Below are 26,981 nucleotides of genomic sequence, written 5' to 3'. Positions count from 1 at the left end.
GGCCGGCCATGTCAGTATTCAACCGCCTGGACAGGATGACGAGCCGGGCGGTTGATGCCGTCAACTCCACCCGCTTCGTGCTTACCCCGATGAAAAGCACGCCGAATGGCCGCGGCGCGGTGGACCCGAACCGCAAGGTGGTGCGAGGCAAGGGGATCTTCGACTACGTCGAGATGGAATATGGCGTGCAGCTCGGCGTGCGCAAATCCTATCGCGAGGGCAACGACCTTCGCTCCGTGCAGTCCGGCCGAGACCCGCAGCTGTCGGTGGACATGATCTATTTCCCGGGGGTGGATGAGACGGCGCTGCAAGGCGACGTCATCGCATTCCCCGACGAACCCAACCTCCCAGATTTCCAGGTGTCGAAAGCACAGCGGGACGGCATGAACCGCATCCGCCTGGATCTGGTCCAGATAGGAGGGCAGGCATGAGCCTCAACCGCACCGTAGCCCGCCTGGCTGTCGTGTCGGCTCTCAACGGCCACCTCTCCCCGGTAAACGGGAAATGGCCGACTCTCGCCGGGCCCAACATTTTCGATTCGAAGATCGAGCCGGTTGAGGATATGGCAGCCGACCGCGCATTTCCCTGCTGTGTCGTCTACACGGACTATGACAAGGACCATTGGTCCAAGGGGGCGGCCGACAAGAAGGACCGCCTCATGACGGTCACCCTTGAGCTGCTGATCGTCCAGGTCGCTGAGGTGATCACGACAGGCCCTGATGGATCAGTCGTGACCCCGACATACAGCCTGGAGACGCCGGCGACAGATAGCGAGATAGAGACCTCGCTTGACCTGTTTGAGGTCCAGATCTTCCGCGCGCTGAACGCTGACAATGAGGCGGCCGGCTGCTTCAACTTTCTTTGCCCGTCATATGAGAATGTGATCAGCCGCCGCGGAGCCTCGATCGAGGGCGGCACGAGGCTGGCGGCCCGACAGATCACTCTCGAAATGAAGGCCCCCAGAGACAATGTCTATGGCGCCATACCCCCCGCCATTGGCGCATTCCTTGATAAGCTCGAGGAGCACAACGATTACGGTGGCCGTGTCGACGACATCCGCGCGATGTTCCTGGCATCGAAGGATGACACTGCCGCCGAGAAGGTTGCCAAGGCTTACAGCTATCCGTCGATCGTCGCTCGCAAGCTCGGTTACGAGACAGGGTCACAAGTTCTGCTTCCGGCCAACCTCACGTTCCATCTGGTCACGACACCATGAATCCGGAGGTTGTCTTTCAGCGGTTGATCGACCGGATAGCCACCCTCGAAAGCACGATCCAGCGGCTCCAGATCCGGCAGAACAACATGTTCAGAGAGGGCGTGGTGACGTCGGTCGACGAGGAGACGGGAACCGCCATAGTCAATGCACATGGCGTCGAAAGTAAGCCGTCGCCCTGGCTGACACAGGCGGGCGAGATCAATGAATGGGTGCCGCTCTCGGTTGGCCAGCGCGTGGTGCTGGTCTCGCCGGGCGGGGACATGGGTCGATCATTCATCATGCCCGGTGGCTACACCGACGCAGTGAAGGCGCCCGACAACACTAAGGCGCAGAAGCGGGTGAAGATCGGCGGCGCCATCATTACGCATTCAGCCGAGGGGCTGATCATCGAAGTTGGCGGCGTCTCCTACAAGTTCACCGGCTCCGGTTTCGAGCAGAGTGGGGGAAGCCAGACGCACGACGGCAAGAACGTCGGCAGCACGCACGTTCACGGCGGGGTTCTTCCCGGCGGGTTCGATACCAAAGATCCACACTGAGGAAGAAGACGATGGAAAAGAAGGTCTACTACGCCCTGTTTGAGGGAGACATCAACGGCCGGTACCGCAAAGCGGGCGACCCGGTCGGAGAGCTCACCGCGCGTGAAGCCAAGTATCCCCTGATGCACGGGCTGATCAGCGCCGAGAAGCCCGAGCCCAAGGGGAAGAAGGAGGCCGAGCGCGCCGAGCCTGATCCCGTCAACCTGGATCGGAAGACGCGCTGATGTCTCGGGTCGGCATGGACGCGCGCACCGGCCGGCTAATCTACGGCTGGGCGCACTGTGTCCAGAGCATGAGCAAGATCCTTCTCACCGAGCTCAACGAGCGCGTCCAGCGCAACGAGTTCGGTGGCGATCTGATCAAGCTCATCGATCGGCCGGAGAACGAGGAGACGATCCTCGACATCTACATTGCATCCGCGAAGGCTCTCGAGCCTCGCGTGGTCGAAGGCCGCCAATATGGCGAGCCAGGCTTCGTCCTACTCCGCACCTACCTTGATGCTGGCACGCCGGCGCGGGTGAGCCTGCTTCTGGACGGGGTCTTTTTTGAGAACGGCCACCTGGGCGACTTCTCCAATCCGCTGCCGAAGAACGCATCCTTCGTCTTTTCAGAGGAGGGCGGCACCTTTGGCCTGTTCGACACCATCTATTGAGCCGAGGGAGAGGCGCTGTGACCTACGCCCCCACCATCATCGACCTTTCCCGGGTGCCACCGCCGGACGCGATTGAGACGCTCGACTTCGAGGCGCTCTACGACGAGTTTGAAGCTCTCTTCCTGCAGGCATGGGAGCAGCTGCGCACCAGGGACGTCAACCTTCCGGTATTCACTGCCCTCACGCTGCGCTCCGAACCCGTCGGTATTGTCGGGGAAGCCGCAGTCGCTGGCCGGAACAAAGATCGCGCGCGGGTCAATGACGCCTTTCGCGCCCTGCTGCCGACGCTGGCCAAGGGCAACGACCTCGACACGATCGTTGCCGGCCGCAACATAATCCGACAGGTGATCAAGCCGGCGACCGAGACGACGCCAGCGGTAATGCAAAGCGATCTGTCTCTGCTGCGAGAATACCTCTTGAGCTACGACAGCCCCGCGGCTGGCTCAGCGGGTCGCTATCTCTTCGACGCGGAAAAGGCATGGCCACCGTCTAAGGACCGCACGCTCGGTCTTTGGGACGCGCGAGTCAACGGTCGCGCCATCCACGGACGACGCGGCGAGACAGATCTGGTGATCATCGGGCCATTCGGCCGGCTGCCCACTGCCGAGGAACTGGCTGTCGTGCGCGCCGCAGTGACGGATCCCAACCGAGCGCCGGAGGCTTGCGGCATCACGGTCATGGCCGCGCACCGCGTCGAGTATCAGGCATCATTGGTTATCGAGGTGCCGGGCATCGGGCCGTCGGCCGAGGTGCTGCGGCAGGAAGCAATTCAGAGAGTGGCCAAGGCCGCGACATCGCGCATCCTGATCGGAGGCGAGATCCCGCCTGGCTTCCTGGCGGCAGCGGCCTACGGGGACAACGTCATACGGGTGCGCGACCTGGATCCGGTGGCGATTCAGCCGGACCCCTATAGCGCACCGGTGATGACCGATCTGACCATTCAGGTGGAGGTAAGGGCTTGAGCTTGAATGTGCTGACGGCGCTCCTGCCGAACTCCTCAACCGGGCCCGCTGAAATAGCCGCGGCTTTCGCCCTATCGACGGAGCTTGAGATACCGTTCGCTGAAATGCTGGACCCGTATCGCTGCCCCGTCAACATGCTGCCGTGGCTCGCCGCCCGTCACTCCGTCGACCTGTGGTTCGATGAGTGGCCGGAAGCCCGCAAGCGGGAGGTGATCGCGCAGCATGCCGGAGTATCGGTGCTTTACGACGGCGAGCTTGCCGCATTGAAGACGACACGCGCTGCGGCCGCTCGATACCTCGAGCTGGTCGATGCGACGATCATCCATAAACGCAGTCACCCGGCTCGCTTTCCGGTCGGCCGCATCGTGCTGGGGAAGAGCCCCATCAATCACCCGCCATTCGTTGCGCGCTTCTTGGTGAAGACGACGCTCGTGCAGCCGCGCGGCTCGTTCTGTGTGGGCCGGTCGGCTCTCGGCAAGGCAGCTCTTCGGCGCCGCGATCGGCGGCCTCTGGAACGTGCTGAGAAGGCGCTGGTCGTCTCCAAGGCACCGCACACGCAATACAGCGTGTCGTTCGCTCACCGGCGGCCGATCACCCTCGACGATGGCTACGACATCGACGCCGGCTACATGCTTGGCTCCTTCATGGACAGGACCTCCCTATGAGCAAAATCGTAAACACCGTCGATGCCGAGTTTCTTGACGCGGCCGACGTCAACCGGCTCGGCCTGTTTCCGAGGGCCGCGATTGACAACGTGGTGGGCGACGCCATCGGCTATGCCAATGGCTGGGCCGGCTACACGGTGTCCAGAAAGTCGGCGCAGCTGCTGACGGTGTCGCCTGGCCGGTTCTTCGAAGGCGCCATCATCTATACCCGCGAAGATGCCGAGGATCTCAACCTCACCATCTACTTCCCAACGGATGAGGACGACGAGCGGTGGCTTGCCATCCTGCCTCGCGGCGAAGTCGTGGTCATCAAGGAGGATCGCAACATCGACACCTCCACCGACCCGGAAACACAGCTCCCGGTCGAGTTTCAGGCGTCAACGATCGAAAGCCGAACCGTGAAGTACACGGTCCTGGCAGGTGCTGCCGGGCCGTCGCCGGCGGCAAAGCCTCTGGTGTCCGACACCGATGCCTGCCTTGCCTATGTGCTCGTCACCACGCAGGGCATACAGACGATCGAGCCCGGCAACTTCTGGCGCGTGAAGTCGCTGGCGGAAGTTGAAGGCCGTGTCACATCGCTTGAGCTTCGGATCACGCAGCTCTTTGAAGAGACGGCATCGATCCGAACCGACGTCGCCAATATCGCGGCGGGCCAGAAGAACATTCCGGACCCGCGTCTTGTGGCGCAGGTGGTCCGGGACGTTGCTCGCCACAACCAGGCGCTCAATATGCCGGACGAGGCGCGCAACTACTTCTTCGACCAGGCGCTGCTGAAGGACTTCTGGGACTTCACCCTGGGCGGCTATTTCCGGATCAAGGAAGGTATCCGCTTCCAGTATGCCTCCCAGAAGGACAGCATCCTGCGGCTTCTGAACTACGATGATCCGCAGCTGAAGGTGCACGCAAACAACCTCGTGCTTCCGGCCTATGAGGAGGTGACGCGCATCACCTCGCCGGAAGGCAGCGGCCGGCAGGACATCTCCAATATCGTTCATACGATAGTGACGGCTGTTCAGCACACGGTGGCGCATGAGAGCATTCGCTATGGCGAGACGATCAACGTCTGCGAGAACACTGCTGGCTGGGGTTCGCTCGGCAGCCAGCAGTACGGCGCAGCGTTCCAGGCGAACGGCGAGACATGGGTCAACTATGGCCAGACGTCGAACCCGTGGAACCAGACCGAGACCGCGCAAAACGGTCACACGGAGTATGCTGTCGCCCGGCTCATCGTCGACACCTATTACGAGACCTATACCACCTATAACACCGAGTATTTTGGATTGGATGGGGCCATCTACGGCCAGACCTTCCTGAACTCTCAGGTGTCGGTGGCGACCTCGGTCGACCTTTATTTCACCAAGGTCGACCAGTCTTCGGATGATTCTGACGTCATGCTCTGCCTGTGTCAGGTCAACGCCAGTGCAGCACCTGCTTTCGATGCGATCCTGACCAAGGTGACCAAGCCAAAGAGCCAGCTGAAGGTGGGATGGAATAACTTCCCCCTGCCGCCGGCTCTCCTCGAGCAGGGCAAGCGCTACGGCTGGTTCGTGGTCTCGTCGGGAAATCATCAGCTGATGACCAACGACAAGAACGCCTACACCGGCGGCAGCAAGTTTGTCTGCACCGATGGCGCCTGGGCTCAAGGGACCGTGACGGAAGACTTCACCTTCCGGCTCAACGTGGCGAAGTTCAAGCAGAACCGCACCGTGGTCCAGTTCGAAAGCATCGGCCCGCTCGAGAACGGCATGACCGAAATCGAGATGGTCTACAAGCGCTGGCGGCCGGCGGCCACGCAGCTGTCGTGGGAGATCAAGGCGCAGGGCGATACCGAGTGGATCCCGCTCGATGCGCGAGAGGATAACCCGCTCGCCAATCTTCCGCCGCTGGTGCAGATCCGGCTGGTCTTCGTCGGTACGCAGGATGTGGCGCCGGCCATCATCCTCGACCAGTATGCGCGCGCAGTGTGCGGGCGGATGCGGCTCGACATGAGGGCGTTCTCGAAGCTCAAGACCTTTGGGTTCTCGACTGACGAGGCGCGCATCGTCCTGCAGATGGATAACTTCGACCCGGCGAAACACTCGGCCGTGCCGATGATCGTCCTGGCGAACAACACGGTGGTGACTGCGACGGCCATTGTGGCCGAGACGGACATCACCAAGCCGAGCCGCGTGAAGATCACGGCCGACTTCAATCTTCCCGCCGGCACCACTCAGGTCCGCGCGCGGGTGGATGCCACCACCACGTCGGTGACCGACGTCCCGTTCGGTCAGGACATCCAGATCATCGGATATTGAGGAGCCGACCATGGCGAGGACGAAGAAACAGGCAGCGCCTGCGCAGACTGATGCGCAGGCGGCGGGCACTGCGAGCAATGCCGGAGAGGCCGTCGCCCCTCCGATCGAAAATGCGCAGGAGAGCCCCACCACGCTGCGGGCGGCAGTGTCCGCAGATGCCCAGGGCAGCGGCTTGACCGACACGGCCTCTGTGGTCGGTCCGGGCGCTCTCGCAGGTTCAGCGGTCGATGCTGGCGATGAAGACGAAGCACCGATCTACCAGCCGGAGAAGACGTTCATCCTCTTTGTGAAGAAGCCTATATCGATCGGCTCCTTCAAATACCTCCCTCGGCATTCGGTGCTGGCGAAAGGGAGCCTGATCAACAGCATCATCAAGGAGTATGGTCCCGATGCCATCCGCTCTGCCGAACCCAGCGAATGACTACCGGGCGCCGCCTGCACCTGAGCGCTTCACTCTCAATCGCGAGTCCTGGGATTTAATCTTCACCAGCATCGGCGGTCGGCTGCGGGTGCTGGAGGACGTCAATTCCGGCATCGAGGCCATCAAGCTTGAGCTGCAGAACTTCGGCATCCAGCGCCTCGACGAGGCGATCAACCCGCTGATCGAGCAGACGCAGCAGTCGCTGGCAACGCTTCAGGCGGCGGTGGCAACGGCGCAGCAGGAGTTATCCGATACGGTTGAAGATGCCAATGCCGCATTCGCTGCGGCTCTGGCGATCGCCAGCCAGAGCATCGCCGACCTGCAGGAGACGCTGGACCAGATGCTGGCCGGCGGCGTGCCGGCGGCAAACGTTGCCATCACTGCTATCGACGGCCTGGCTGCAACGAACAGCCAGGCGGCTTTTGCTGAGCTGGTCGCTGATCTGGAAGCACTGGCAGACAGCGTTGCCGATAGTCTGGCGGCCGTGAGCTTTGCGACCACCCGGCCGCATGAGGTAAAGACGGCGAGCTTCGCAGCCGCCGCCTTCCGCCGCTACCGGTGCGAGACGGGTGGCGGCGTCATCACTGCAACGCTCCCGGCGGCGCCTGCTGACGGCACCATCATCACAATCCGCCGCAAGGGCGCGAACAACGTCGTCGTGGCTCGCAATGGCAAGACCATTGCCGGTTCCGCAACGGATCTCACCATCGATGGCGATAAACGGTCCATCGACCTCATCTACAACGCGACCACTTCCGATTGGGAAGTCGAGGCGAGGGCATACGCATGAGCAATCTTTCTGATCTTTTCCCCTCGTCCGGCGCGCAGATCATCGACCAGCAGACGTTCACCGCGTCTGGGACATGGACGAAACCTGCCGGTGTTCTGCCGACAGATACCGTCATTGTTGATATCTGGGGCGGTGGTGGAAGTGGGGGAGTCTACTACGCAACCACAGACAGATCGACTGGTGGTGGGGGAGGGGGTGGAGCGCATAATCGGCTCGAAGTTTTGGCTTTCGAACTGAAAGCCACCGAACCAGTTACCGTAGGCGCTGGGGGTGCAAGCTCAGCAACCAACAATATGGGGGGCGCTAACGGGAATGCTGGAGGATATTCTGAATTTAAGGGCTCAAGAGCCTATGGAGGTGGGCTCGGCAACAGTGTAGGCGCTGGCGGGAACGGCGGCGGCGTCGATAGCGGAGGGACTAATAACTCCGGGGGGATCGGTGGTTCACCTCAGACCTTGTACCCCTTGAGTAACTCAGTATCTCCTGATTTTAACGGAACATCATCACAAGCCGCTAGATGGTTTCCGGGAGATTGGGGTGGGGCCTCGGTGGTCACAGCGAACGACCCTCGTGCAAGAGCAAAGCATGGAGGCGCTGCTGCATATAATAGCGGCGATAGACAAACCAGAGATTCTGTATGGGGTGGCGCGGCGGGTGGCGCGTATGGGGACGGTCTCCCTGGGACAGAAGCCGGAGGTATCAGTCAGTTCGGGGGCAATGGTGGCAGTGTCCCTATACCTCCACTCGCTACATCGAATGTTAATGGAGTAGCGGGAGATCCTCGTGGCGGCGGCGGTTCGGGCGCGAAACGCGGGACGAACACCGGAACAACCACCTCCGGTGCAGGCGGTCGCGGTGAAGTCGTCATCACGATCATTCGGAGGTAACGGCCATGCAAGTTGCAATTGCCTCGGGTGGCGTCATCCAGAACATCATCGAAGCCTCGTCCGTCTCTGACGCGCAGACGCTCTTCCCGCGTTCGGACGTGTTCGAAGCCGCTGGCGTCGGCATCGGGTGGACTTTTGATGGAAGCACATGGGCGCCGCCAGCGTTGCCGGAGCCACCTTCAGCATTCCCCACGCTCACCCGCAAGCAGCTGCGCAACGGCCTCTTGTCGATTGGGGTCACCTCGGCCGATGTCGAGGCGCACATTACGACCATCGCGGATCCGCTGGAGCGCGAGGCAGCCATGATCGACTGGCAGGACACGCAGACCTATGAGCGGACCTATCCGCTTGTCGACCAGATCGCCGCTGCCATGTCGCTCCCACCCGAGCAGGTGGATGCGCTTTGGATGTGGTCGGCGGGGCAGTAAGGTGCCGGTCATGATTTCGGACGGATGCACCTATTGGTTCGACGGCACATGGCGGCATTGCTGCGAGGCGCACGACCTGGCTTACGCCACGGATACCGTGACGCTGCAATCGCATCTTGAGCTTGGTCTCTGTGTTGCGCAGACCAGCGGCGGTGCTGTCATGGGCGCCATCATGGCTCTCGCGACAACGGTGTGGTGGGTGTTTCGGCACTGGCGGCGGGAACGCAGGTAGCTACTGCCGGCGGGCCTCCCACGGCGGATCAAATCGGCCTTGCCAGATGCCAGCCTTCTTTGCCTCGGCTTCACGCTGAGCCTTCACGAAGGCGCCTTTGCTGTACTTGGTGTAATCGAGGGCATGACCGGATCGCACCATCCAGTCCCCGACGCTGGCGCCATCGGATCGGAAGCATTCTCCGACCATCCTATGATACCTGTCCCACTCGACGAAGTCGCATCGGGTAGGCCGGGAGGCGGCGAGGAATTGATCCAGCGCATCAGCGGCGACCTTGCCGCACCGATACATTTTGCCACTGGCGTCCCAGCAGCCTTGCCAGCTTTCTGGGGCGTCAATGCCTTGAAGCCTGATGCGCTGGCCACGGATCTCGATAGTGTCGCCGTCAATGATCGACGCCCGGCCAGTCACCGGCCCCTGTGCTCGCGCGGTCAAAGGCGCCAGCGTGAGAGCGATCGCAATGACAAGCTTCAGCATATGGACTCGCAAGGTATGCCATCAGAGTCGCGATCCAGTTTTCCGCCCCAGGAACAGTTTTCCAGATAGTAGCGGGCCTCCTCGCAGGAGCTGATTGCACTGCAGGTTTTTCTCGGCTGGCACGACCAACTTTGTGCGACCTGGATATCTGGGCGTGGGGTCTCGGCAATGGGCTTCGCGTCGGCGGCCGACGCCATCATGAGCAACGCGATGACGACTCGCATTTGTACCTCCTCAAGTTGAGCGGGTTGCAGAACAAGCACGCGCACAAGTCGCAGTCCATCCTAAAAATTCACCGAACCCGTCGTCGCCGGCGGGTTTTTCTTTGCCCGCACACAGGCGGCACCTCCAATCATGGGAAAACTGAAATGGCCGACATTTATCTGCACGGTGTGGAGACCGTCGAAAACGCAAACGGTCCCCGCCCGGTCTTCACGATCGACACCGGCGTCATCGGTCTCATCGGCACTGCGCCGGACGCAAACGCTGCCCTTTGGCCGCTCGATACGGTCGTACCGATCTACGGCGCGAACGGCGCAGTTCAGGGACTCGGTGATGCCGGCACCTTGAAGGACGCGATCGAGGGAATCTTCGATCAGTCGGGCCGGGTGTCGCAGACCATCCTCGTCGTCCGGGTCACAGAGGGCGCGAACATCGCCGCGACGATGTCCAACATTATCGGCGACTCCACAACCTTCACCGGCATGCACGCGCTGCGCAAGGCGCCCGGCAACAATGGGCTGACGCCGAAGCTGCTCACCTCACCGGGGTTCACCTCGAACCGACCGACCGACGGTGTGGCTTCTCTTGCCGTTAACACGAAGGGCGCCGGTTACACGAGTGCGCCCACGGTGGCCATCACCGGCGGTGGGGGCAAGGGCGCCAAGGCCGTTGCCACGATCAATACCGCAACCGGCGAGCTGGCTGAGATCATCATCACCAGCCCCGGCTTCGGCTACACCACGGCTCCGACTGTGACGATGAGCGGCGGCGGTGCGACCACCCAGGCTACCGCTACGGCTACCCTTGGCACAGTCGCCAATCCGGTCACCGTGGAGCTCTTGACGCTCGCCAACCGGTTCCGCGCCGGAGTGATCAAGGACTCTCTGGCGACTACCACGTCGGCGGCGATCAGCGACCGTGGCGACTACGACACGGATCGCCTCCTTATCGTCGAGCCGATGGTCAAGGTTTTCAAGGAGGGGGTGGCGGTTTCCGAACCGGCCTCTGCTCGTGTCGCCGGCCTGCAGGCCTACGTCGACTATACCGAAGGCTTCTGGGTGTCGCCGTCCAACCACGTCATCCAGGGCGTGGTGGGAGTGTCTCGGCCGATCGAGCATTCGATCACCGATCCTTCGGCGGAGTCGCAGCTCCTCAACAAGAACGCGGTGGCGTGCATCGTCCGCTCGCCGAGCGGAGGCTTTAAGCTGTGGGGTAGCCGGGTTCCTTCCTCGGACACTCTCAAAGTCTTCTGGTCGGTGCGGCGCTCGCACGACACGATCATCGACTCGATCGAGAGAGCGGCTGAGCCCTTCATCGATAAGCCGTTCAGCGTCAACATCCTCGTTGATATCGCGGAGACGGTGAACAGCGCACTCCGTCGGTGGAAGGGGATGGGCGCAACGCTCGGGGGCCGCGTCTGGCTCGATGCCGCGCTCAACACGAAGGAGACCTGGGCAAGCGGCCAGATCTTCATCAGCTACGACGCCGAAGGGCCGGCGCCGATCGAGCACATCACCTTCGTCTTCAACCGGAACACCGGCTACTACGAGCAGCTCGCCTCCGATGCCGTCCGGGAGATCGCCCGTCTGGCAGGCACGGCGCTTCCTGCGACCGCCGCCTGATCCAACCCGCACGCATAAGGAGATCTTACCATGCGGCATATCTTGCAGGGCTTCACCATGTTCATGGATGGGCTCGACTTCGGCATCGACACGGAAGAGGTGGAGCTGCCTCTCCCGACACCGATGACGCAGGACTACCGAGGCGGCGGCCAGGACTTGGGGATCTCTATGCCCATGTCCGCCATCGAAGCGCTCGAGGTCACGGTGAAGATGGCGGGACACAACCCCGACGTCCTCGCCAGGATGGCGCAGGCGCCCGGCGTCACCACTCGCGTGAACTTTCGCGGCGCGGTCATGCGGGAAATGGACGGCGGAATGGCCGCGCATGTCTGCATCGTTGAGGGCGCCTTGAACGGCAGCTCTCGCGACCGCTGGCAGCGCGGTGAGAAGTCCGGCCTCGAGTTCAAGATGAACGGCGTGAAGTATTACCGCTACGAGGCGGACTCGCGCGTGATCCACGAGCTCGGAGTTTGGCCGCCGATCCGCATCATCAACGGCGTGAACCAGCTCGCCGGTGTCAATCAGGCGCTCGGCTATTAAGCCGGGCGTCAAGTCCAACGGAGAGCGGAATGGCAGACCAGGTAACAAGGGCGCTCACGCCCGAACAGATCGCGGCGATCGAAAGCTCCGGCAGGAAGAACTCGGGTGGCTTCGTCGAGCCCAAGCTCATCCCTCAGAATGTGCGGGACGTCACGCAGGCGCACAGGGTGCGGTTCGTCGAGCAGGAGGGCAAGGCGAGACAGGTCAGCGTGTCGCTCGACTTCCCTGTGGAGGTGGACGGCAAGCTGATCGATGAGGTGACAATCCGTCGTCCGTCTATGCGGGAATGGCGGCAGTACATCCGTGACTGCCTCGACGCTGTGAAGAAATACGGCCCAGGTGCCGACGACCTGGTCGACCAGGTTTGGGTGTCCGTCCCGGCCGCCGTTCTGGAAGAACTGGACTTCACCGACGTCACCCGTGTGGAGGCGGCGCAAGACGGTTTTTTCGGAAGATCGACGTTGCCTCAAGAGACGGAGGAGGAAACGTCGGGCTCGAAATCAGAAACTGGCGAGAGCTCGCCTTCGTCGTAATGAGGGAGAGCCAGGGCGGCGTCACCCTCGAAGCAATCCTAGACGGCACCTTCCCGGATCTTGTCGATCTTTGGGAGGAGGCCGTCCGCATCAGGTAGGTGATCAATGGTAACCCGCACCGCAACCCTCAGACTCCAGCTGATTGAAGCGGTCAGCGGCCCAGCGAAAAATGCCTCCAACGCCTTGAAAGGCATCGACGGAGCGTTGGCGAGGTTCGGTCGGGGCGGCACCCCGGAGATCCGACGGCTCGTCAAGCAGCTCGAGTTTCTGCAGAAGAAGGCGGGATCGATCGAGGACTTCACGGCGTCTCGCCGGGGTTTCAAGGATCTCTCCACTCAAATGGCTGCCGCGCGCAGCAACGTGTCCCGATTGGAGCAGGCGCTGAAAAGCGCAACCAAGCCGACGGCGAAAATGAAGTCGGAGCTCGAGTCCGCACGCAGCGTGCTCAAGTCGACGACATCGGCTTTCCGGGAGCAGGGGGTTGCGGTCCGTCAGTCTGAGCGCGCTCTCCAGTCCTACGGCATTGCGGGGCGCCGGGGCATCTCGAGCTCGCAGCAGGCGATTCGTAACGAGATCGCTAGGACGATTCGAGAAATGCGCAGGCTGGACCGCGAGGCCCGCAAACCGAAGCCTTCGCGTCAGCCGCCACCGCCTCGGCAGCCGCCCGGGCCGCGGCCGCCTGGTGGGGGATCAGCTGCATATGAGGCCGCGACCGCAGCAGCCGGCGGCTACATCGCCATGCAGGGGCGGAACATCGCCGAGAAGTCATTCTTCACCGGCATCGATTTCAACCAGGCGGCCGAGTATCAAGCCGCGCTGGGAGATTTCAAGGGCAACGACCGGCTCGCGCTCAACCGCCAGGCAGAGAAGATTGGTGGCGACACCCGGTTCTCGAATGTCGACGTCGTCCGGGCCCAGACTACCATCCTGCAGCGAGGCATCCGCGACACGAAGCAGATCATGGATCTGACGCAGAAGGTCACGGATTACGCTCTCGCGATGGGGGTGACGCTGGAGGAGGGCGCCGAAGCAGTTACTGGCTCGGCGCTATCAAAGCGCATCGACCTCACCGACACGAAGGCGATCAGCAACTTCGTCGACTTCATGGTTTGGATGGCGAAGAACGGCGGTATGTCCAATGAGGACGTCAGCCAGTTCATCAAATACGGCGGTGGTCCAACTACCGGCGCCGGCCTGCCGGACCCTTACATGGCTGCCATGGGGATGATCCTCCGGCGGTCGGGAGTCCGCGGCGATGAAGCCGGCGTGTTCGCCCGCTCTGCGTCATCGAAGCTGGTTGCTCCGACGAAAAAGGGCCGTGATGCACTTGCGGCCATGGGCATCGACTTCAACAAGTTCACGACCACCGGCGCCATGAATACCGAAGGCGTCGGCATCATGATGAAGAACAATTTCGGCGAGCGCATCACGCCGGAAATGCAGGCGGCTATCACTGAGCTGATCAACAACGGCGAGTTTGTGGATCCGCAAACCGGCGAGAATCGCTCGGTAATTTCGGATAGCGGCGAGTTCGTCACGCAGATGAGCGCGATCCTATCTCCCCTGTTCGCCGACAGTAAAGGCAAGGTGGCAGTCAGAGACGCCAACGCTCTGGCCAAAGCCCTGGCGGACTACCAGAAATATTCGGTCGACAGTGTCGACGTCGTCGGCCTCATCAACGCCATCGCTGCGAGCGATCCCACGCTCGGCAACCTGAACGCCTTCTTCACTGACCGCCAAGGCGGCCGAGCGAACATGATCTTCCAGCAGTGGCCGCTTTTCACGCAGCTGCTCGAGATGATGAACAACGTGCCGGGAGGCGTGGCGAACAAGATCGGTACGGAAGCGAACCAAGGCATCTATGGTGACTGGACGAAGCTGACGGGTACGGTCGAAACAGCCTTGCTGCGCATCTCGCAGGATTGGGAAGCGGCAACCCGTCCCATGATCCGCGGCATTGACTCCACCATTGACGGCTTCACACGGCTGCCTGAGAGCACCCGTCGTCTCATCGAAGCGTTCGCTGCGGCTGCGGCCGTGCTGGCTGGGGCTGCGGCTTTTAGGGCCGGTACCGGGTTGCTTGGCCGACTTTTCGGAATGGGTGGCGGCGCAGCGGCCGCGGGCGGCGGCGCAGCGGCAGCTGCTGGGGGAGGGACGGCCTTTGGCGGTCTGCTCGCCCGATATGGCGGCAAGGGCCTCCTTCGCCTCCTTGGCCCCGCCGGAGCCGCTTACACCGGCTATGAGATCGGCAGCACGCTCGGAAAGGGCGCGCAGGAGTTGGGCTCGATAGCCGGGGGCAAACATTGGATGCCGCCCGACCGTGAGAGCCGCGACGATCTCGTCGCTCTGGCGGAAGAAAAGCGGCAGCGGATTGCGCAGATCCGCGCCAACTCCAGAATGCCGGAGATGGCTGACAATCTGATCCGGCCGATCCAGAGCGACCTCGATGCGCTCGAGGCGAGGATACGCGCATTTGACCAGATGAGCGTCAAGCCGCAAATCGACACCTCATCGATCGACATCGCCAAAGCGAGGGCTGAAGCACTGAAAGCGGCACTGTCCGGCATCAGCGCGCCGACAGCGCCCGGCTCTGCGGCGGCGGCAACGCCTCCTGCTGTGGCCGGAGCGCGTGCTCGAGGCGGGCCGGTGCAGGCGGGCAAGACCTATCTCACCGGTGAGAAGGGAGTCGAGCTTTTCACACCCGGCGCGAATGGCTTCATCACCCCGAATAACAGGATCGGCGGTGGCGGCACCAGCGTGGTGGTTCATCAGCACAACCACTTCCACGGGTCAGGTGGCAACGGCCAAGACATGGGCGACATCGTTCGAACCCTTGATCGTCAACTCAACCGAGCGGCGCAAGTCGCCTTCTCGGGGATTCCCTATGGAGACAAGTGATGCTTATGGGCTGGGGACCGTTCCGGTTCACCGTACCGAACTATTCGGTCGAGTCGCTCCGGCGGTCCACACAGCCGAGAGTGGAGGAGCAGGGCATTATCGGGGCCACGCCGACGCTTCATCGGCTGGGGCCAGGCAACGATAAGATCACGCTCTCATCGACCTTCCACCCGCGCCATCTTAATGGGCGCGGGCTGGCGCAACTGGCAGGGGTTCGCCAAGCGGTCAATAGCCTGGCGCCTCTTCCTCTCGTCCACATCAACGGAGCCGGGCAAAACGTCTTCGGCATGTGGATTGCTACGTCGCTCGAGGATGAGCAGACGATCTTCGACACGATCGGCACGCCGCAGACCGTCACCGTGAGCATGTCGCTCACAAGAGACGATAAGACGACAGCCCGCTCTATCGCGATGGCGGCGTCCGTGGGGAGCATCAATTTCAGTGTGAGGCTTGGGTTCTGATGCCGACTCCATATTTCTCGCTAGAGGCCGATGGAAAAGACGTCACACAAAACTTCCTTGGCGCCAACATGACGATGACGATCACCGACGGCGCCGGCATCAAGTCGGACACGCTGCAGGTGGTCCTCGACGATCTGGGTGGATGGACGCAGGCCCCACGAACGGGTGCGTTGCTTCGCCCAGTCGCCGGCTATGTAGATCGCGCTCGGGATTTCGGGCTCTATTCGGTCGACAGCGTAGTCTATTCCGGATGGCCGCAGAAGATCACCATCGACGCCAAGTCGGTCGCGGCCAAATCTCTAGCCAAGCAGCGTGAGCCCAAGGCCTATCCCAAAAAGGATTACCCGACCTACGGCGACATCTTCGCTGACATCGCGCGCCGGATCAATCTCAAGCTCCAAATCTCGGTCGAGATCAAAACCAAAGCGAACAGCTACGAGGCGCAGGCCGACGAGGACGCGCTGGAGTTCACCACGCGGATCGGTGAGAAGCTGAATGCGACGGTGGCCGTCAAGTCCGGCAACTTGGTCGTGGTGAAGCGCGGAGCCGGAGAGAGTGCCAGCGGTGCGGCTCTGGATCGCATCAAGGTGGCGCCGGGGCTCAACCTGCTGTCCTACACGGTTACGGAGAAGGATGAGCCGAAGCACTCCAATGTGGAGGCGACCTACTACGACCGCGCCCAGAACAAGCGCGAGATCGTGACTGTGCAGACCGGCATGCAAGGACCGAAATTCCTCTTGCGCACGCCGTTCCAGAGCGAGTCGGAAGCCAAGGAGGCAGCGGAAGCTCACGCCAAGGAGCTACTCCGCATGCAGGCCGACGCTTCGTTCGAGATCGATGGAGATCCATTTGCCCAGGCGGAAGCGTGGGCCGATGTGCAGGGAGTGAGGTCTCGGGTCGACGGGCAATGGTGGATCAAAACCGCCACCCATAATCTGTCTGCCAGCTCGCCCTACACCGTCTCGCTCCAGTGCGGGTCCAAGCCGGAGCCTCGACCGGAGAGCGGGTCAAGATCATCGTCAGCCCCGAGCGCTGAGGAGCTGATTGAAGGAGAGGACGAGCTATGAGGGAGCGAATTGTGACCGGTGCTGACGGCATCGACCGCTATGTCACGATTGAGGGAGACCGTGTCGACCAGATCGCGCACAGCTACTACGGCCGGCATCTCAAGAACACCGAGGCCCTCTATGAGGCAAACCGAGGCCTGTCGGAAAGGGGGATGCTCCTGCCCCCGGGCCTGGTGATCGTGCTCCCGCCTATCCCGAAACAGGAGACGCCCATTCCATTCCGGAAGCTCTACGACTGAGCTCGCCTTTCAGCCCGCCCAACCGGCGGGCTTTTTCTTCTAAAAGGACATGAACGATGGACAGCACTTTGAAGGCCGTGCAGCAGCGGCTGATTGATCTCGGCTACGACCTGGGCCCGGCCGGTGCCGACGGCATATCTGGGAGGTTCACCACCTCGGCCGTTGCGAAGTTCCAGGCTGACAAGGGGCTGCCGATCAAGTGGCCCGGCACGATTGGTCCGATCACGATCGCCGCCCTGAATCTCGATGCAAAGGAGGTTCATGTGACGCCTCCGTGGATCCTGGAGGGGCTCCGGAAGAAGGGTCTGCACGAGAAGACGAACAACAAAGAGCTGCGGGCCTACCTCGCAAGTGACGGTCACGCCCTCGGCGACCCCGCAAAGCTTCCCTGGTGCGGCGACTTTATGGAAACGATCATCGCGCTGACCCTCCCGCGGGAGCCCATGGTGGTGAACCCCTATTGGGCCGCCAACTGGCTGAAGTTCGGCGTCCCGGTTCAACGGGATGAATATTACCTTGGCGCCATTGGCGTGAAGGCGCGGCCGGGCGGGAACCATGTGTTCACGCTGGTCGGCCACGACAAGACGGCCGTCCACGCGCTCGGCGGCAATCAGTCCAACAGCATCAGCATCGTGAAGATCCGGAAGTCGGACATCACCGCGATGCGCTTCCCGGCCACCTATCAGTTCCCGACCGAGCAGATGTCGATGACCACGTTCACCGGCAGCTACTCGACAAAGGAAGACTGACAATAGGCGGTCGAGCAAACCCTCAGCACAAGCCGCCGTCCAGCGGCATTTTTTTTGGAGACGACAGACATGCTCCGCAAATACCTGGCAATCGCCACCCTCTTCTTCGCAGCCCTGCTTCTCGTGCCCTATGTGGCATTGGCGCAGGACGGCGCCACCGCCAATGTGGGTGGATTCTTCCACGTCCTCGAGCCCTACATCGTGGAGTTGGTCTCCGTGCTGATCGCCTTCTTCGTGGCCTGGCTCAGCGCCAAGGTGACGAAGCTGACCGGCATGCAGATCGAAGCAAAGCACCGGGAAGCTCTGCAGATGGCTCTGGCAAACGGGGCTAACTACGGGCTCAACAAAGTCGGCGGGTACCTCGACGCGAAAGACGTCAACCTGAAAAACCAGGCGCTTGCTGCTGCGGTCGCCTACGTCCAGCAGTCGGTGCCGGATGCACTCACGCACTTCGGCCTGACGCCGGCGCGCGTCCGTGAGATGGTGCAGGCAAAGCTACCGACTGGCATTTCGGCAGCGGTAGTTGGGGAGATGGAGCCCTTCGACTATAAGCCGGCGCCGGCCGATGGTTAGCGCCCTCCTGTCCTTTGTCAGCGGTCTCGTCGTCTCGTTTCTCAAGGAAGCGCTGGCGGACTGGCGGCGGGACCGCGATCTGAAAAAAGCATGGGCGACGGAAGCCGCCCTGGAGACTCAGCGGAAGATCCAGGAGGGTGCAGATGTTCAGCACCAGAACGACATGGCCGATCGCGGCACTGCTGCCGATGTGGCTGGCCGGCTGCGTCAGCGCCTCCGGCCCGGTAGCCTCGGCGGTTGACCTTGCCCGAGTTTGCCCGGCGCCGACGTCAGCCGCAAAGCAACAAGCGATCCTCCGCTACCTCGAGGGCGCCGAGCCTTCGCCGGATCTGGACGCACTGGCCACGGAATGGGAGCGCCTCGACGAGGGGGCGCGGAAGGCGAGGGGCGAGCGATGAATGACCAGCTCATCACCGACGCCGGGAAGAAGATCATGGATGCGAGCCCGGTGTTTGGCCCGCTTCTGATTATCCTCGGCCTTGTCATCGTCGCTCTCGTCCTGTGGATCCGAGCTATCCTGAAGGACAAGGACACGCGGACCGATGCTCACCTTGCCGATGTCCGCAAATATGCGGCCGAGAACGAAGCCAACCGGGCAGCACTGACTGCGAACACGGAGCAGCTTCGCGCCAACACGCAAGCCACCACGACCTTGATCGAGGTGGTTCGGGATCGTGAAAGGATGCGGGCATGAACCTGGCCGGCATTCTTGAGAGACTATTCATCGACAAGAAGACGCGCGCTCACCGCGAAGATCGCGAGCGCGTCCTCGATAGGGAGCGAGCCGAGTTGGAGACAAACCAGCAGCTTTTGAGAGGAGAGGTCCGGCAATACGAGCAGATTGTGGAGTCGAGTTCTCGGATCATGAACACGATGACGCATGCAATGATCATGATGGAGAACCCCCGTGGTAGACCTGAAAACTAACCCGCTGCTTTGGGTGACCATCCTAGTCGGCGCCGGCTATTGGGTCCTGGCCCCGCTGGCCGGCAATCCGCTTCTCTCTATCGTCATGGCACTTGCCGTGATGATCACCTCGGCGGTTGCTCTGGCGGAATACACTCCGGAAGCGTGGAGGGTGGTGGTGAAGAAGAAGCGGAGCTCCGATGAGTTCGGGCGCGGCCGGGGGAGCCATCTGGCAATCTTCGGCTTCTTCATGTTCGCCCTCGGCTCCGTGTTCTCCGGGACATATGCCCTCGCCTGGAGCTGGCTTGGCCAGCCAACAGACTGGATCGGATCAGCGTCAGCTAACTTCGGCCGCTTCTGCCACGCGGCCGGTTTCGTTCTCATGCAGGCGGGTCCGGCCTTCCAAAAGGATGGAATCGTCCTAACGAGAAGCTGGTGGGTGACCGTGATCGGAGCAGCAGCGCTGATCTTGATCGGCTTCTATCTCGGCATGCAGGTTCGGCTGGTCGAGACGACTGAACCTCTGCTGATTCCCAGATCTCTTGGATATGAGCAGCAGGCAATTTCCCGCTCAATGCTGGTCGCGACGAGCGGCCGAGCGCCGGCGGCTGTTGCATAGCAGCGCTTCCTAATATCTAAACTCTTTCGCCCTCGGCGCCCTAATCGGGTGTCGAGGGCCTTTTTTCGTTTTTGCCCGCCAGCCGAACAGCGGGCCGTCCGGAGTCCTCGCATGTCCAAGCCGATCACGCACGTTCCGATCCCGACCTTTGGCCCATCCATGGCTATCCGAGTTCATCGTGGCCACAGCATGGGTGCGATCCAAGACGGGTGGATGCTCTACTACAACGATGACAAGAGCAAACCGACGGCGGACCTCAATGGCAAGCTGTGCTTGGTGAAGCTGCCCAACGGACGGATACTGACCAGGATCGTCAAGCAGGCCTGGGACCCGAACAAGTGGGACCTGTCGACCATCAACGGGCAACAGATGATCAACCAGACGGTGGAGTGGGCGGAGCCGGTCCTCTTTATCCAGCCTCATGTCCTGACAGATGAGGAGAAGGCTTTGCTTGTTGAGGCGGAGGAGCGTTGAGATTGTTCAGCCAGCGGAGCCGCGGTGGGACGCGATTTCCCGCCGTTAACAACGCCAAGGCTAGATGCCGCTAACCCAACGGCAACTATTAGGTCTCAGCTATAAAGGACCTCTTTTGCCTCTGCTACAATTTCAGCTGCGCGAGCTTTTCCTACGTAGATGAAGTGCGAACACTCAATCACAGCGCATCTGTCCTTCCATTGCTGAAGATGTTCAACAGCGTCTACTCCGTGTGCTATAACAAGTTTGGGCCGGCACGCACTCATCAAAAAGTCAAATGGCTCTGTGATCGGCCTCGGGTATTCTGATTTTTTGGCAGATGGTCGCGCATCGATGTTAGCTTCAAGGATATTATATCCTCTGAGTTGGTCACCGATATGCTGCATCCTGGCCCGCGTTTTGCTTACCTCTTTCCGCTGCGCGAGGTACTCATCCAGCCATTGTCGTTTTTCGTACCCATGGCCTGGCGTCCAAAATCTCCACCAGTCTCCGTCTAGCTTAGTCGCCGGGTTGTATCCCACGATGAAGACGCTGCAGTCGAGCGGTGAGCCTTCGCAGACGAAGGGACGCAGGTTCGTTGGCCTGCCGATGATCTCGGCAAGCTGGATTTCGAATTGCTCAAGCTCCAACGGTGGTTTCCTTCATAGTTGTGTCCGCTTCATTCGGCCGTGTCGGTCTCCACTTCCAGCCGTCATACTTATCCGTCCGAGTTCGGATGTGCGTGTAACGCTTGAGCGACACCCACGACCGGTGGCCGGAGACTGCTGCCATATGCGGGATCGACCATCCCAGTTCGGCCAATCTGCTGATCCCTTCATGCCGGAGGTCGTGGAACCGGAGATCCACGATTCCAAGGACGGGGCATGCGCGGGTGAACGAGGCGCTTATTGCATCCGTTCCGTACGGAAAGATCCTGGCGTCCTTCTTCGGTTGGCGCTTGATGATCGCAAGCGCTTCGGGGACCAAGTCGCACCACTGGTCGTTCCCGATCTTTTGCCCTGGGTGCTTCATGTCGCGGACAAGTATTCGGCTGTGCTCTTCGTCGAGGTCATCCCAGCATAGTCGCGTGATCTCCTCCTGGCGGCGAGCCGAGAACAGGGCGAAGAGGATCAGTTCGGTCATTGGTGCCGATTTAGGAGATCGCTTGGCACGGTCGGTGAAATGCTCGAGCAGCTTGTCCAGCTCCACGATCGTAGGGCGCCGGTCTCGCTCTTTTGACTTCGATGCTGTCCCCATCCGTTTGCTGACAACCTGCGCGTCTTTCATCGCTTGCTCGTCCAGCGGAATCCCCCATGCAGGCCGAGCAAGGGTGAAAATCGCGCTGAGGTGCGACAGGTAATTCCCAACCGTCTGGGGTGCGACTTTCTGGCGGAGCGTCCTAGCGAACTCGAAAATATGCTCTGAGCGAATCGCCTCGCAGCTCATCGCGGCAATGTCGTACCCTTTTATGGTACGAAGAACCTGGGCTTTGGTACGACCGATGCCCTTCTCGTTCTCCTGCAGATACCGATCAATGGCATCAGAGAGCGTGATGTGTTGGCTCTTCCGTTTCTGCACGGCCTCTAGCCCGCCCGGGCGCCGTAGCTCCTCCTCACGAAGTTTGATCCAATCGGCAGCCGCGGGCTTTCTTGTGAAGGTGCGGCCTTCGCGGAACACGATCTTGCCCTTCTGTTTCAGAAGGATCTGAGCTACATAGACGGCTGAACCGTCCGCTCTTTTGCGTTCGACAATGGTTCCCATCTGCAAATCCCGGTACGACAGACACTTCGGCGGTACGATTTCTGGCGTACTCTTGCAGGAAAATAAACGAGAATGCAAACCGACAGCCAGTCATCTGCATGAACGAGGTGAGAATGGAACGAGAACATTCGCAGAAACCGAAGTCCCTTAGGGATCCTGTTTTCGCCGTTGCACCTATGATCGACTGGACGGATCGGCATTGCCGTTTCCTGCACCGCCAGCTGACGTCGAAGGCCGTGCTGTTCTCCGAAATGGTCGTCGCGGATGCAATCATCCATGGTCCGCGCGAGCGGCTGCTCGGCCACCACCCTGCCGAACATCCGGTGACGCTGCAGCTCGGTGGCTCCGATCCGGCCAAGCTTGTCGAGGCGGTGACGATCGCCTCGGATTATGCCTATGACGAGATCAACCTGAATGTCGGCTGCCCTTCGGATCGGGTCCAGAGCGGCACATTCGGCGCCTGCTTGATGAAGGAGCCGGCTCTGGTGGCCGCGTGCGTGGCCGCGATGAAGCGGGTCACAAGGCTGCCGGTGACGGTGAAATGCCGCATCGGCGTGGATGACCAGCAGCCGCAGACGGTTCTGCCGGATTTTCTCGCCCAGGTGGTCGGCGCCGGCAGCGATGCCGTCTGGATCCATGCCCGCAAGGCCTGGCTGCAGGGCTTGTCACCGAAGGAAAACCGCGAGATCCCGCCGCTGGATTACGATCTCGTCTATGCGATGAAACGCGAAAATCCTCATGTTTTCATCGGCATAAATGGCGGTATCCAGGATCTGAATCAGGCTCGCAAACATCTCGATCATGTGGATGGCGTGATGCTGGGCCGCGCCGCCTACCAGAATGCCGGTCTCCTGACGGAGGTGGATACAGCCATTTACGGCGCGCCGCAGCGCGATTTCGACTGGCTGCACCTGCGCGACACGATGATGGATTATGCCGAGACCGTGATCGCCTCCGGTGGCCGGCTGCACCATGTCACGCGCCATATGGTCGGCCTCTTCCAGGGGTTTGCCGGCGCGCGCCGCTTCCGCCAGATCCTGTCCTCGGAAGCGACGAAACCGGGCGCCGGACCGGAGCTCATCGCAACCGCCTTTGCGGCGGTGGATCTCACGGCCGCGCCGAAACCGGCCGCGGGCGATGCTGCGGCGGACGCCACCCGTCTCGCCGGCTGATTGGTTCTCTGCCGGCCTGCGGCTCGCTCAGGCCGCGGCGCGGCTTGCCAGCCGGGCCTGCACCTCATCGACGCTGCCACGAACATAGATGGAAACCGGCTTGCCGTTGCCGCTCATCACCGCAAGCGCGATGATCGACACCTCCGCCTCATAGACGGTGACATAGAGCACCTGGGCCGGATTGATGTAGACGGGCTGGTTATGCGTGTTGATAAAGCCGATCATCACTGTCCTGAAGTTTCGAATTATCTTGCAGACTAAATTTGTGGCATGCCCGAGTTGACGCCGGTTTAACGCACGGCGCTTTTACCCGCTTCGCTTTCGCTTTCGGTTTTGGTTTCGGTCTTTGCAGGAACGGAGGAGGCGCGGCATTGCGGATCCGCGGGCTTGACTCGAGGATCTGCGGAGTTGCGTGTGGCATGATCGGCTGTCTGTCTGACTGCGAGCGTGGGCGGGTAAAGCACCTCGCGACCAGAGCGCTAGCGCCCGGGTCTCCCCGTCTTGCCCTTCGTGCGGCCCTTGCGCTTCAGCTCTGCCGGATCCTCATAGGAGCCGATGCCGGTTTTGCCGCGCACCAGCGGGCGGGGGTCGCTCTCCGTCTGCGCAGCCTTCACGCTCTTCCTGCCGTCGTCGCCGGCGGAGGCTGCGCTCGGTTTTTCCGGCAGCCTGCCGGGCACGGGCTTTTCGGTGCGGCCGACAGTCATTTCGTCCAGCGTGTTCTTGCGGAACAGCGGCGCCCCGGTCTGGCCCGGGGCGGAGGGGATGGCCGTATCGGTGCCCGGTCCCATATCGTCAAGCGAGGGCTTGGCGAAATAAGAGGCCTGCGCATCCTGGGGTGAGGCTCCCTTTCCGCCACGCTTCGCCAGTTGCTCACCCGGCGACTGGTCCAGCGATTGGCGCGTGGCCTCGGCGCTGCGGCGCACGCCTTCCTGGGCCTTGCTCTCCTCGCGGGCGATCGGATCATCCATGCTGGCCAGTTCGACGGCCTTCAGGCGCTTGATCTCGTCGCGCAGACGGGCGGCCTTTTCGAAATCGAGGTCGGCGGCGGCATTGCGCATCTCCTTCTCCAGCGCGTTGAGATGCGTCTGGAGATTATTGCCCACCAGATGGCCGCCATCGGCGAAGCCCTTGCCGGAGGCACCGGAAATATCGGCGCGGACATGATCGCGCTCATAGACGCTGTCGAGAATATCGGAAATCCGGGCCTTGACCGATTCCGGCGTGATGCCGTGCTCGATATTATAGGCCATCTGCTTTTCGCGGCGCCGGGCGGTCTCTTCCATGGCCCGTTTCATCGAGCCGGTGATGTTGTCGGCATAGAGGATGACCTTGCCGTCGACATTGCGGGCCGCGCGGCCGATTGTCTGGATGAGCGAGGTTTCCGACCGCAGGAATCCCTCCTTGTCGGCGTCCAGAATGGCGACGAAGCCGCATTCGGGGATATCGAGACCTTCGCGCAGCAGGTTGATGCCCACCAGGACGTCGAAAGCACCCAGACGAAGATCGCGGATGATCTCGATGCGCTCCAGCGTATCGATGTCGGAATGCATGTAACGGACGCGCACGCCCTGTTCATGCAGATATTCGGTGAGATCCTCGGCCATGCGCTTGGTCAGCACAGTGCACAGCGTACGGTACCCTTTCAGCGCCGTCTCGCGGATCTCGCCCAGAACGTCATCCACCTGGCTGCGCGCCGAACGCACCTCCACCGGCGGATCGATAAGGCCCGTCGGGCGGATGACCTGCTCGGCGAAGACGCCGCCGGCCTGGTCCATCTCCCAGCCGCCGGGCGTGGCGGAGACGGCAACGGTCTGCGGCCGCATGGCATCCCATTCCTCGAAGCGCAGCGGCCGGTTGTCCATGCAGGAGGGCAGGCGGAAGCCGTATTCCGCAAGCGTGGCCTTACGCCGGAAGTCGCCGCGATACATGCCGCCGATCTGCGGGATGGTGACGTGGCTCTCGTCGATGAAGATCAGCGCATTGTCGGGGATATACTCGAACAGTGTCGGCGGCGGTTCGCCGGGCCGGCGGCCGGTCAGATAGCGTGAGTAGTTTTCGATGCCGTTGCAGGAGCCCGTCGCCTCCATCATCTCGATATCGTAGCGGGTGCGCTGCTCCAGGCGCTGCGCCTCCAGGAGGCGCCCGGCCTGTTCCAGTTCCGCCAGGCGATGCTTCAGCTCGTCCTTGATCGCCCGGATCGCGCCGTTCAGCGTCGGGCGCGGCGTCACATAATGCGAATTGGCGTAGATCTTTACGGATTTGAGGTCGCCGGTCTTGTGGCCGGTGAGGGGATCGAATTCCGTGATGGAATCGATCTCGTCGCCGAACAGCGAAATGCGCCAGGCGGCATCCTCCAGGTGAGCGGGAAAGAGCTCGATCGTATCGCCGCGCACGCGGAAGGAGCCGCGCACGAAGTTAATGTCCTGTCGCTTGTATTGCTGCGCCACGAGGTCGGCGAGCAGCTGGCGCTGGTCGATGCGGTCGCCCACCTGCATCTGGAATGTCATGGCCGTATAGGTTTCGACCGAGCCGATACCATAGATGCAGGAGACGGAGGCAACGATGATGCAGTCGTCGCGTTCGAGAATGGCACGCGTCGCCGCATGGCGCATGCGGTCGATCTGCTCATTGATCGAGCTTTCCTTCTCGATATAGGTATCCGAGCGGGGCACATAGGCTTCCGGCTGGTAATAATCGTAGTAGGAAACGAAATATTCCACCGCATTGTCGGGAAAGAAATTCTTGAATTCGGAATAGAGCTGCGCCGCCAGCGTCTTGTTCGGCGCGAGGATGACGGCGGGCCGCTGTGTCGCCTCGATCACCTTGGCCATGGTGAAGGTCTTGCCGGAGCCGGTGACGCCAAGCAGCACCTGCGACCGCTCGCCGGAGCTGATCCCCTCCACCAGATCGGCGATGGCGGTCGGCTGGTCGCCGGCAGGCTGGTAGTCGGAGGCCATGCGGATCGTGATCCCGCCCTCGGACTTTTCCGGCCGCGCGGGGCGGTGCGGCGTCCAGAGCTTGCCGTCCTTGAACAGCGGATTGCCGCTTTCGATCAGCTTCGCCAGTGCATCGACTGTGGCGGTGACCGCGCCGGGGGCGAGAGATGGGGATAGCGTCTTCGCCTCTTCCAGCGACATATCCATGCCGGCGACCGGATTGAGGCCGGCGGCGGCGCGGGTCTTCGGATCGGAGGAGGCACCGATCGAGACGCCGCGGGAGGTCTTGGAGGCGGTGGTGTTCTTGGCTGTGCCGGCTTTCCCCGCCGGGGCGCTGCGCTTGGCTCTGGCCGCCTCCTCTTCCTTGGCCTCGCGGATCGCCGCTTCCCGGGCCGCGATCTCGATCTTCTTGCGATGCTTGCCTGCCTTGGAGGCGATCTCGCGCTGGGTCTCGACGGAGGAGGCTTCCGCCTCCGCTTCCAGCTGCTGCAGCCAATCGGCGACCGAGCCGGAAAGCGGTGCGCCCTCCAGGGCACGCTGCGGCGCTTCCTCGAAACCGTTGCTGGCGTTGTTTGGCGGAGACTTTTTCGGAGCTTTCGACATGCCGGGAATATGGCGAGACTCTCACGCAATTGGAAGAGTGCCAGCGAAACAAATTGGGAACGGCAAC

The 26,981-nt window shown here is 61.8% G+C and carries 34 protein-coding genes; 28 read left to right on the top strand and 6 right to left on the bottom strand.

The genetic code is table 11. From position 1 onward, the window contains the following. Nucleotides 1–8: 8 nt before the first annotated feature. The 13 genes from QTJ18_RS14270 to QTJ18_RS14215 are packed head-to-tail and all read left to right on the top strand — an operon-like array spanning nt 9 to nt 9,083. A complete protein-coding gene (locus tag QTJ18_RS14270; protein WP_252750862.1) occupies nt 9–431 on the top strand; it encodes a hypothetical protein in 423 nt (140 codons plus the stop codon). Continuing rightward, nucleotides 428–1,216, top strand: coding sequence for a hypothetical protein (locus QTJ18_RS14265; protein WP_252750861.1), 789 nt, complete (start codon nt 428–430; stop codon nt 1,214–1,216). Before QTJ18_RS14270 ends, QTJ18_RS14265 begins: the two co-directional genes overlap by 4 nt. Further along, nucleotides 1,213–1,752: a hypothetical protein gene (locus tag QTJ18_RS14260; protein WP_252750860.1), complete on the top strand. Its 540-nt coding sequence runs from the start codon at nt 1,213–1,215 to the stop codon at nt 1,750–1,752. The genes QTJ18_RS14265 and QTJ18_RS14260 overlap by 4 nt, the downstream gene beginning before the upstream one ends. Nucleotides 1,753–1,763: 11 nt before the next feature. Further along, nucleotides 1,764–1,976, top strand: a complete 213-nt coding sequence (locus QTJ18_RS14255) for a hypothetical protein (protein WP_252750859.1) — start codon at nt 1,764–1,766, stop codon at nt 1,974–1,976. A 14-nt stretch (nt 1,977–1,990) separates the two neighbouring features. Continuing rightward, nucleotides 1,991–2,404 (top strand): GPW/gp25 family protein, encoded by a 414-nt coding sequence (locus QTJ18_RS14250; protein WP_252750858.1) that lies wholly within the window; start codon nt 1,991–1,993, stop codon nt 2,402–2,404. Nucleotides 2,405–2,421: 17 nt separating this feature from the next. Next, nucleotides 2,422–3,366: a baseplate J/gp47 family protein gene (locus QTJ18_RS14245; protein ID WP_252750857.1), complete on the top strand. Its 945-nt coding sequence runs from the start codon at nt 2,422–2,424 to the stop codon at nt 3,364–3,366. An 8-nt stretch (nt 3,367–3,374) separates the two neighbouring features. Continuing rightward, nucleotides 3,375–4,031 carry a phage tail protein I gene (locus QTJ18_RS14240; protein ID WP_252751335.1) on the top strand — a complete coding sequence of 219 codons (657 nt, stop codon included), beginning with the start codon at nt 3,375–3,377 and terminating at the stop codon, nt 4,029–4,031. Continuing rightward, a complete protein-coding gene (locus QTJ18_RS14235) occupies nt 4,028–6,325 on the top strand; it encodes a hypothetical protein (protein WP_252750856.1) in 2,298 nt (765 codons plus the stop codon). Before QTJ18_RS14240 ends, QTJ18_RS14235 begins: the two co-directional genes overlap by 4 nt. Before the next feature lie 10 nt (nt 6,326–6,335). Next, nucleotides 6,336–6,746 carry a hypothetical protein gene (locus tag QTJ18_RS14230; protein WP_252750855.1) on the top strand — a complete coding sequence of 137 codons (411 nt, stop codon included), beginning with the start codon at nt 6,336–6,338 and terminating at the stop codon, nt 6,744–6,746. Further along, nucleotides 6,715–7,536 (top strand): hypothetical protein, encoded by an 822-nt coding sequence (locus QTJ18_RS14225; RefSeq protein ID WP_252750854.1) that lies wholly within the window; start codon nt 6,715–6,717, stop codon nt 7,534–7,536. Before QTJ18_RS14230 ends, QTJ18_RS14225 begins: the two co-directional genes overlap by 32 nt. Then, nucleotides 7,533–8,423 carry a glycine-rich domain-containing protein gene (locus tag QTJ18_RS25560; protein ID WP_354669046.1) on the top strand — a complete coding sequence of 297 codons (891 nt, stop codon included), beginning with the start codon at nt 7,533–7,535 and terminating at the stop codon, nt 8,421–8,423. The genes QTJ18_RS14225 and QTJ18_RS25560 overlap by 4 nt, the downstream gene beginning before the upstream one ends. Nucleotides 8,424–8,428: 5 nt before the next feature. After that, entirely contained in the window at nt 8,429–8,851 is a 423-nt protein-coding gene (locus tag QTJ18_RS14220) for a hypothetical protein (RefSeq protein ID WP_252750853.1), read from the top strand. A 10-nt stretch (nt 8,852–8,861) separates the two neighbouring features. After that, a complete protein-coding gene (locus tag QTJ18_RS14215; protein WP_252750852.1) occupies nt 8,862–9,083 on the top strand; it encodes a hypothetical protein in 222 nt (73 codons plus the stop codon). Here QTJ18_RS14215 and QTJ18_RS14210 read toward each other — a convergent pair whose 3' ends face one another. Beyond that, nucleotides 9,084–9,560 carry a thermonuclease family protein gene (locus QTJ18_RS14210; RefSeq protein WP_252750851.1) on the bottom strand — a complete coding sequence of 159 codons (477 nt, stop codon included), beginning with the start codon at nt 9,558–9,560 and terminating at the stop codon, nt 9,084–9,086. Continuing rightward, complete coding sequence (locus tag QTJ18_RS25555) at nt 9,554–9,757, bottom strand: excalibur calcium-binding domain-containing protein (RefSeq protein ID WP_354669049.1); 204 nt, start codon at nt 9,755–9,757, stop codon at nt 9,554–9,556. Before QTJ18_RS25555 ends, QTJ18_RS14210 begins: the two co-directional genes overlap by 7 nt. 171 nt (nt 9,758–9,928) lie before the next feature. On the opposite strand from QTJ18_RS25555, the gene QTJ18_RS14205 reads away from it, so the two are divergent. From QTJ18_RS14205 to QTJ18_RS14140, 14 genes are all read left to right on the top strand, one after another. Then, on the top strand, nt 9,929–11,404 hold the full coding sequence (locus QTJ18_RS14205) for a phage tail sheath subtilisin-like domain-containing protein (RefSeq protein WP_252750850.1): 1,476 nt from the start codon (nt 9,929–9,931) through the stop codon (nt 11,402–11,404). 30 nt (nt 11,405–11,434) lie between these two features. Next, a complete protein-coding gene (locus QTJ18_RS14200) occupies nt 11,435–11,944 on the top strand; it encodes a phage major tail tube protein (protein ID WP_252750849.1) in 510 nt (169 codons plus the stop codon). Between the two features lie 29 nt (nt 11,945–11,973). Then, nucleotides 11,974–12,477 carry a phage tail assembly protein gene (locus tag QTJ18_RS14195; protein ID WP_252750848.1) on the top strand — a complete coding sequence of 168 codons (504 nt, stop codon included), beginning with the start codon at nt 11,974–11,976 and terminating at the stop codon, nt 12,475–12,477. A gap of 105 nt (nt 12,478–12,582) precedes the next feature. Beyond that, on the top strand, nt 12,583–15,375 hold the full coding sequence (locus QTJ18_RS14190) for a phage tail tape measure protein (protein WP_252750847.1): 2,793 nt from the start codon (nt 12,583–12,585) through the stop codon (nt 15,373–15,375). Further along, nucleotides 15,375–15,836, top strand: coding sequence for a phage tail protein (locus QTJ18_RS14185; RefSeq protein WP_252750846.1), 462 nt, complete (start codon nt 15,375–15,377; stop codon nt 15,834–15,836). Before QTJ18_RS14190 ends, QTJ18_RS14185 begins: the two co-directional genes overlap by 1 nt. Before the next feature lie 68 nt (nt 15,837–15,904). Further along, nucleotides 15,905–16,903 (top strand): phage late control D family protein, encoded by a 999-nt coding sequence (locus QTJ18_RS14180; RefSeq protein ID WP_252750845.1) that lies wholly within the window; start codon nt 15,905–15,907, stop codon nt 16,901–16,903. After that, nucleotides 16,900–17,142: a tail protein X gene (locus QTJ18_RS14175; protein ID WP_252750844.1), complete on the top strand. Its 243-nt coding sequence runs from the start codon at nt 16,900–16,902 to the stop codon at nt 17,140–17,142. Before QTJ18_RS14180 ends, QTJ18_RS14175 begins: the two co-directional genes overlap by 4 nt. A 56-nt stretch (nt 17,143–17,198) precedes the next feature. Beyond that, nucleotides 17,199–17,891 (top strand): NlpC/P60 family protein, encoded by a 693-nt coding sequence (locus tag QTJ18_RS14170; RefSeq protein WP_252750843.1) that lies wholly within the window; start codon nt 17,199–17,201, stop codon nt 17,889–17,891. Nucleotides 17,892–17,960: 69 nt separating this feature from the next. Further along, on the top strand, nt 17,961–18,464 hold the full coding sequence (locus QTJ18_RS14165; protein WP_252750842.1) for a hypothetical protein: 504 nt from the start codon (nt 17,961–17,963) through the stop codon (nt 18,462–18,464). Then, entirely contained in the window at nt 18,457–18,705 is a 249-nt protein-coding gene (locus tag QTJ18_RS14160) for a hypothetical protein (protein WP_252750841.1), read from the top strand. Before QTJ18_RS14165 ends, QTJ18_RS14160 begins: the two co-directional genes overlap by 8 nt. Nucleotides 18,706–18,858: 153 nt before the next feature. Then, nucleotides 18,859–19,158: a hypothetical protein gene (locus QTJ18_RS14155; protein ID WP_252750840.1), complete on the top strand. Its 300-nt coding sequence runs from the start codon at nt 18,859–18,861 to the stop codon at nt 19,156–19,158. Next, nucleotides 19,155–19,391 (top strand): hypothetical protein, encoded by a 237-nt coding sequence (locus tag QTJ18_RS14150; protein ID WP_252750839.1) that lies wholly within the window; start codon nt 19,155–19,157, stop codon nt 19,389–19,391. The genes QTJ18_RS14155 and QTJ18_RS14150 overlap by 4 nt, the downstream gene beginning before the upstream one ends. Further along, nucleotides 19,372–19,989 (top strand): hypothetical protein, encoded by a 618-nt coding sequence (locus tag QTJ18_RS14145; protein WP_252750838.1) that lies wholly within the window; start codon nt 19,372–19,374, stop codon nt 19,987–19,989. The genes QTJ18_RS14150 and QTJ18_RS14145 overlap by 20 nt, the downstream gene beginning before the upstream one ends. A gap of 111 nt (nt 19,990–20,100) precedes the next feature. Beyond that, entirely contained in the window at nt 20,101–20,463 is a 363-nt protein-coding gene (locus tag QTJ18_RS14140) for a hypothetical protein (RefSeq protein WP_252750837.1), read from the top strand. 95 nt (nt 20,464–20,558) lie between these two features. On the opposite strand, the gene QTJ18_RS14135 is transcribed toward QTJ18_RS14140, so the two are convergent. Together QTJ18_RS14135 and QTJ18_RS14130 are read right to left on the bottom strand one after the other, a co-directional pair. Then, on the bottom strand, nt 20,559–21,092 hold the full coding sequence (locus tag QTJ18_RS14135; RefSeq protein ID WP_252750836.1) for a hypothetical protein: 534 nt from the start codon (nt 21,090–21,092) through the stop codon (nt 20,559–20,561). Next, nucleotides 21,082–22,203, bottom strand: coding sequence for a site-specific integrase (locus QTJ18_RS14130; RefSeq protein ID WP_252750835.1), 1,122 nt, complete (start codon nt 22,201–22,203; stop codon nt 21,082–21,084). Before QTJ18_RS14130 ends, QTJ18_RS14135 begins: the two co-directional genes overlap by 11 nt. 98 nt (nt 22,204–22,301) lie before the next feature. Between QTJ18_RS14130 and dusA the strand changes: the two genes are divergently transcribed. Next, entirely contained in the window at nt 22,302–23,375 is a 1,074-nt protein-coding gene (dusA, locus tag QTJ18_RS14125) for a tRNA dihydrouridine(20/20a) synthase DusA (protein WP_489667162.1), read from the top strand. Nucleotides 23,376–23,402: 27 nt separating this feature from the next. Here dusA and QTJ18_RS14120 read toward each other — a convergent pair whose 3' ends face one another. Both QTJ18_RS14120 and uvrB read right to left on the bottom strand, forming a co-directional pair. After that, on the bottom strand, nt 23,403–23,600 hold the full coding sequence (locus QTJ18_RS14120) for a hypothetical protein (protein ID WP_252750834.1): 198 nt from the start codon (nt 23,598–23,600) through the stop codon (nt 23,403–23,405). A 254-nt stretch (nt 23,601–23,854) separates the two neighbouring features. Next, nucleotides 23,855–26,914: an excinuclease ABC subunit UvrB gene (gene uvrB / locus QTJ18_RS14115; RefSeq protein ID WP_252750833.1), complete on the bottom strand. Its 3,060-nt coding sequence runs from the start codon at nt 26,912–26,914 to the stop codon at nt 23,855–23,857. Nucleotides 26,915–26,981 lie beyond the last annotated feature (67 nt).

The organism is Rhizobium sp. SSA_523 (genome assembly GCF_030435705.1).
In the GTDB taxonomy this organism is placed as follows: domain Bacteria; phylum Pseudomonadota; class Alphaproteobacteria; order Rhizobiales; family Rhizobiaceae; genus Neorhizobium.
Note: the sequence above shows the minus strand (reverse complement) of the source record. Positions and strands in the feature narration are given on the sequence as shown.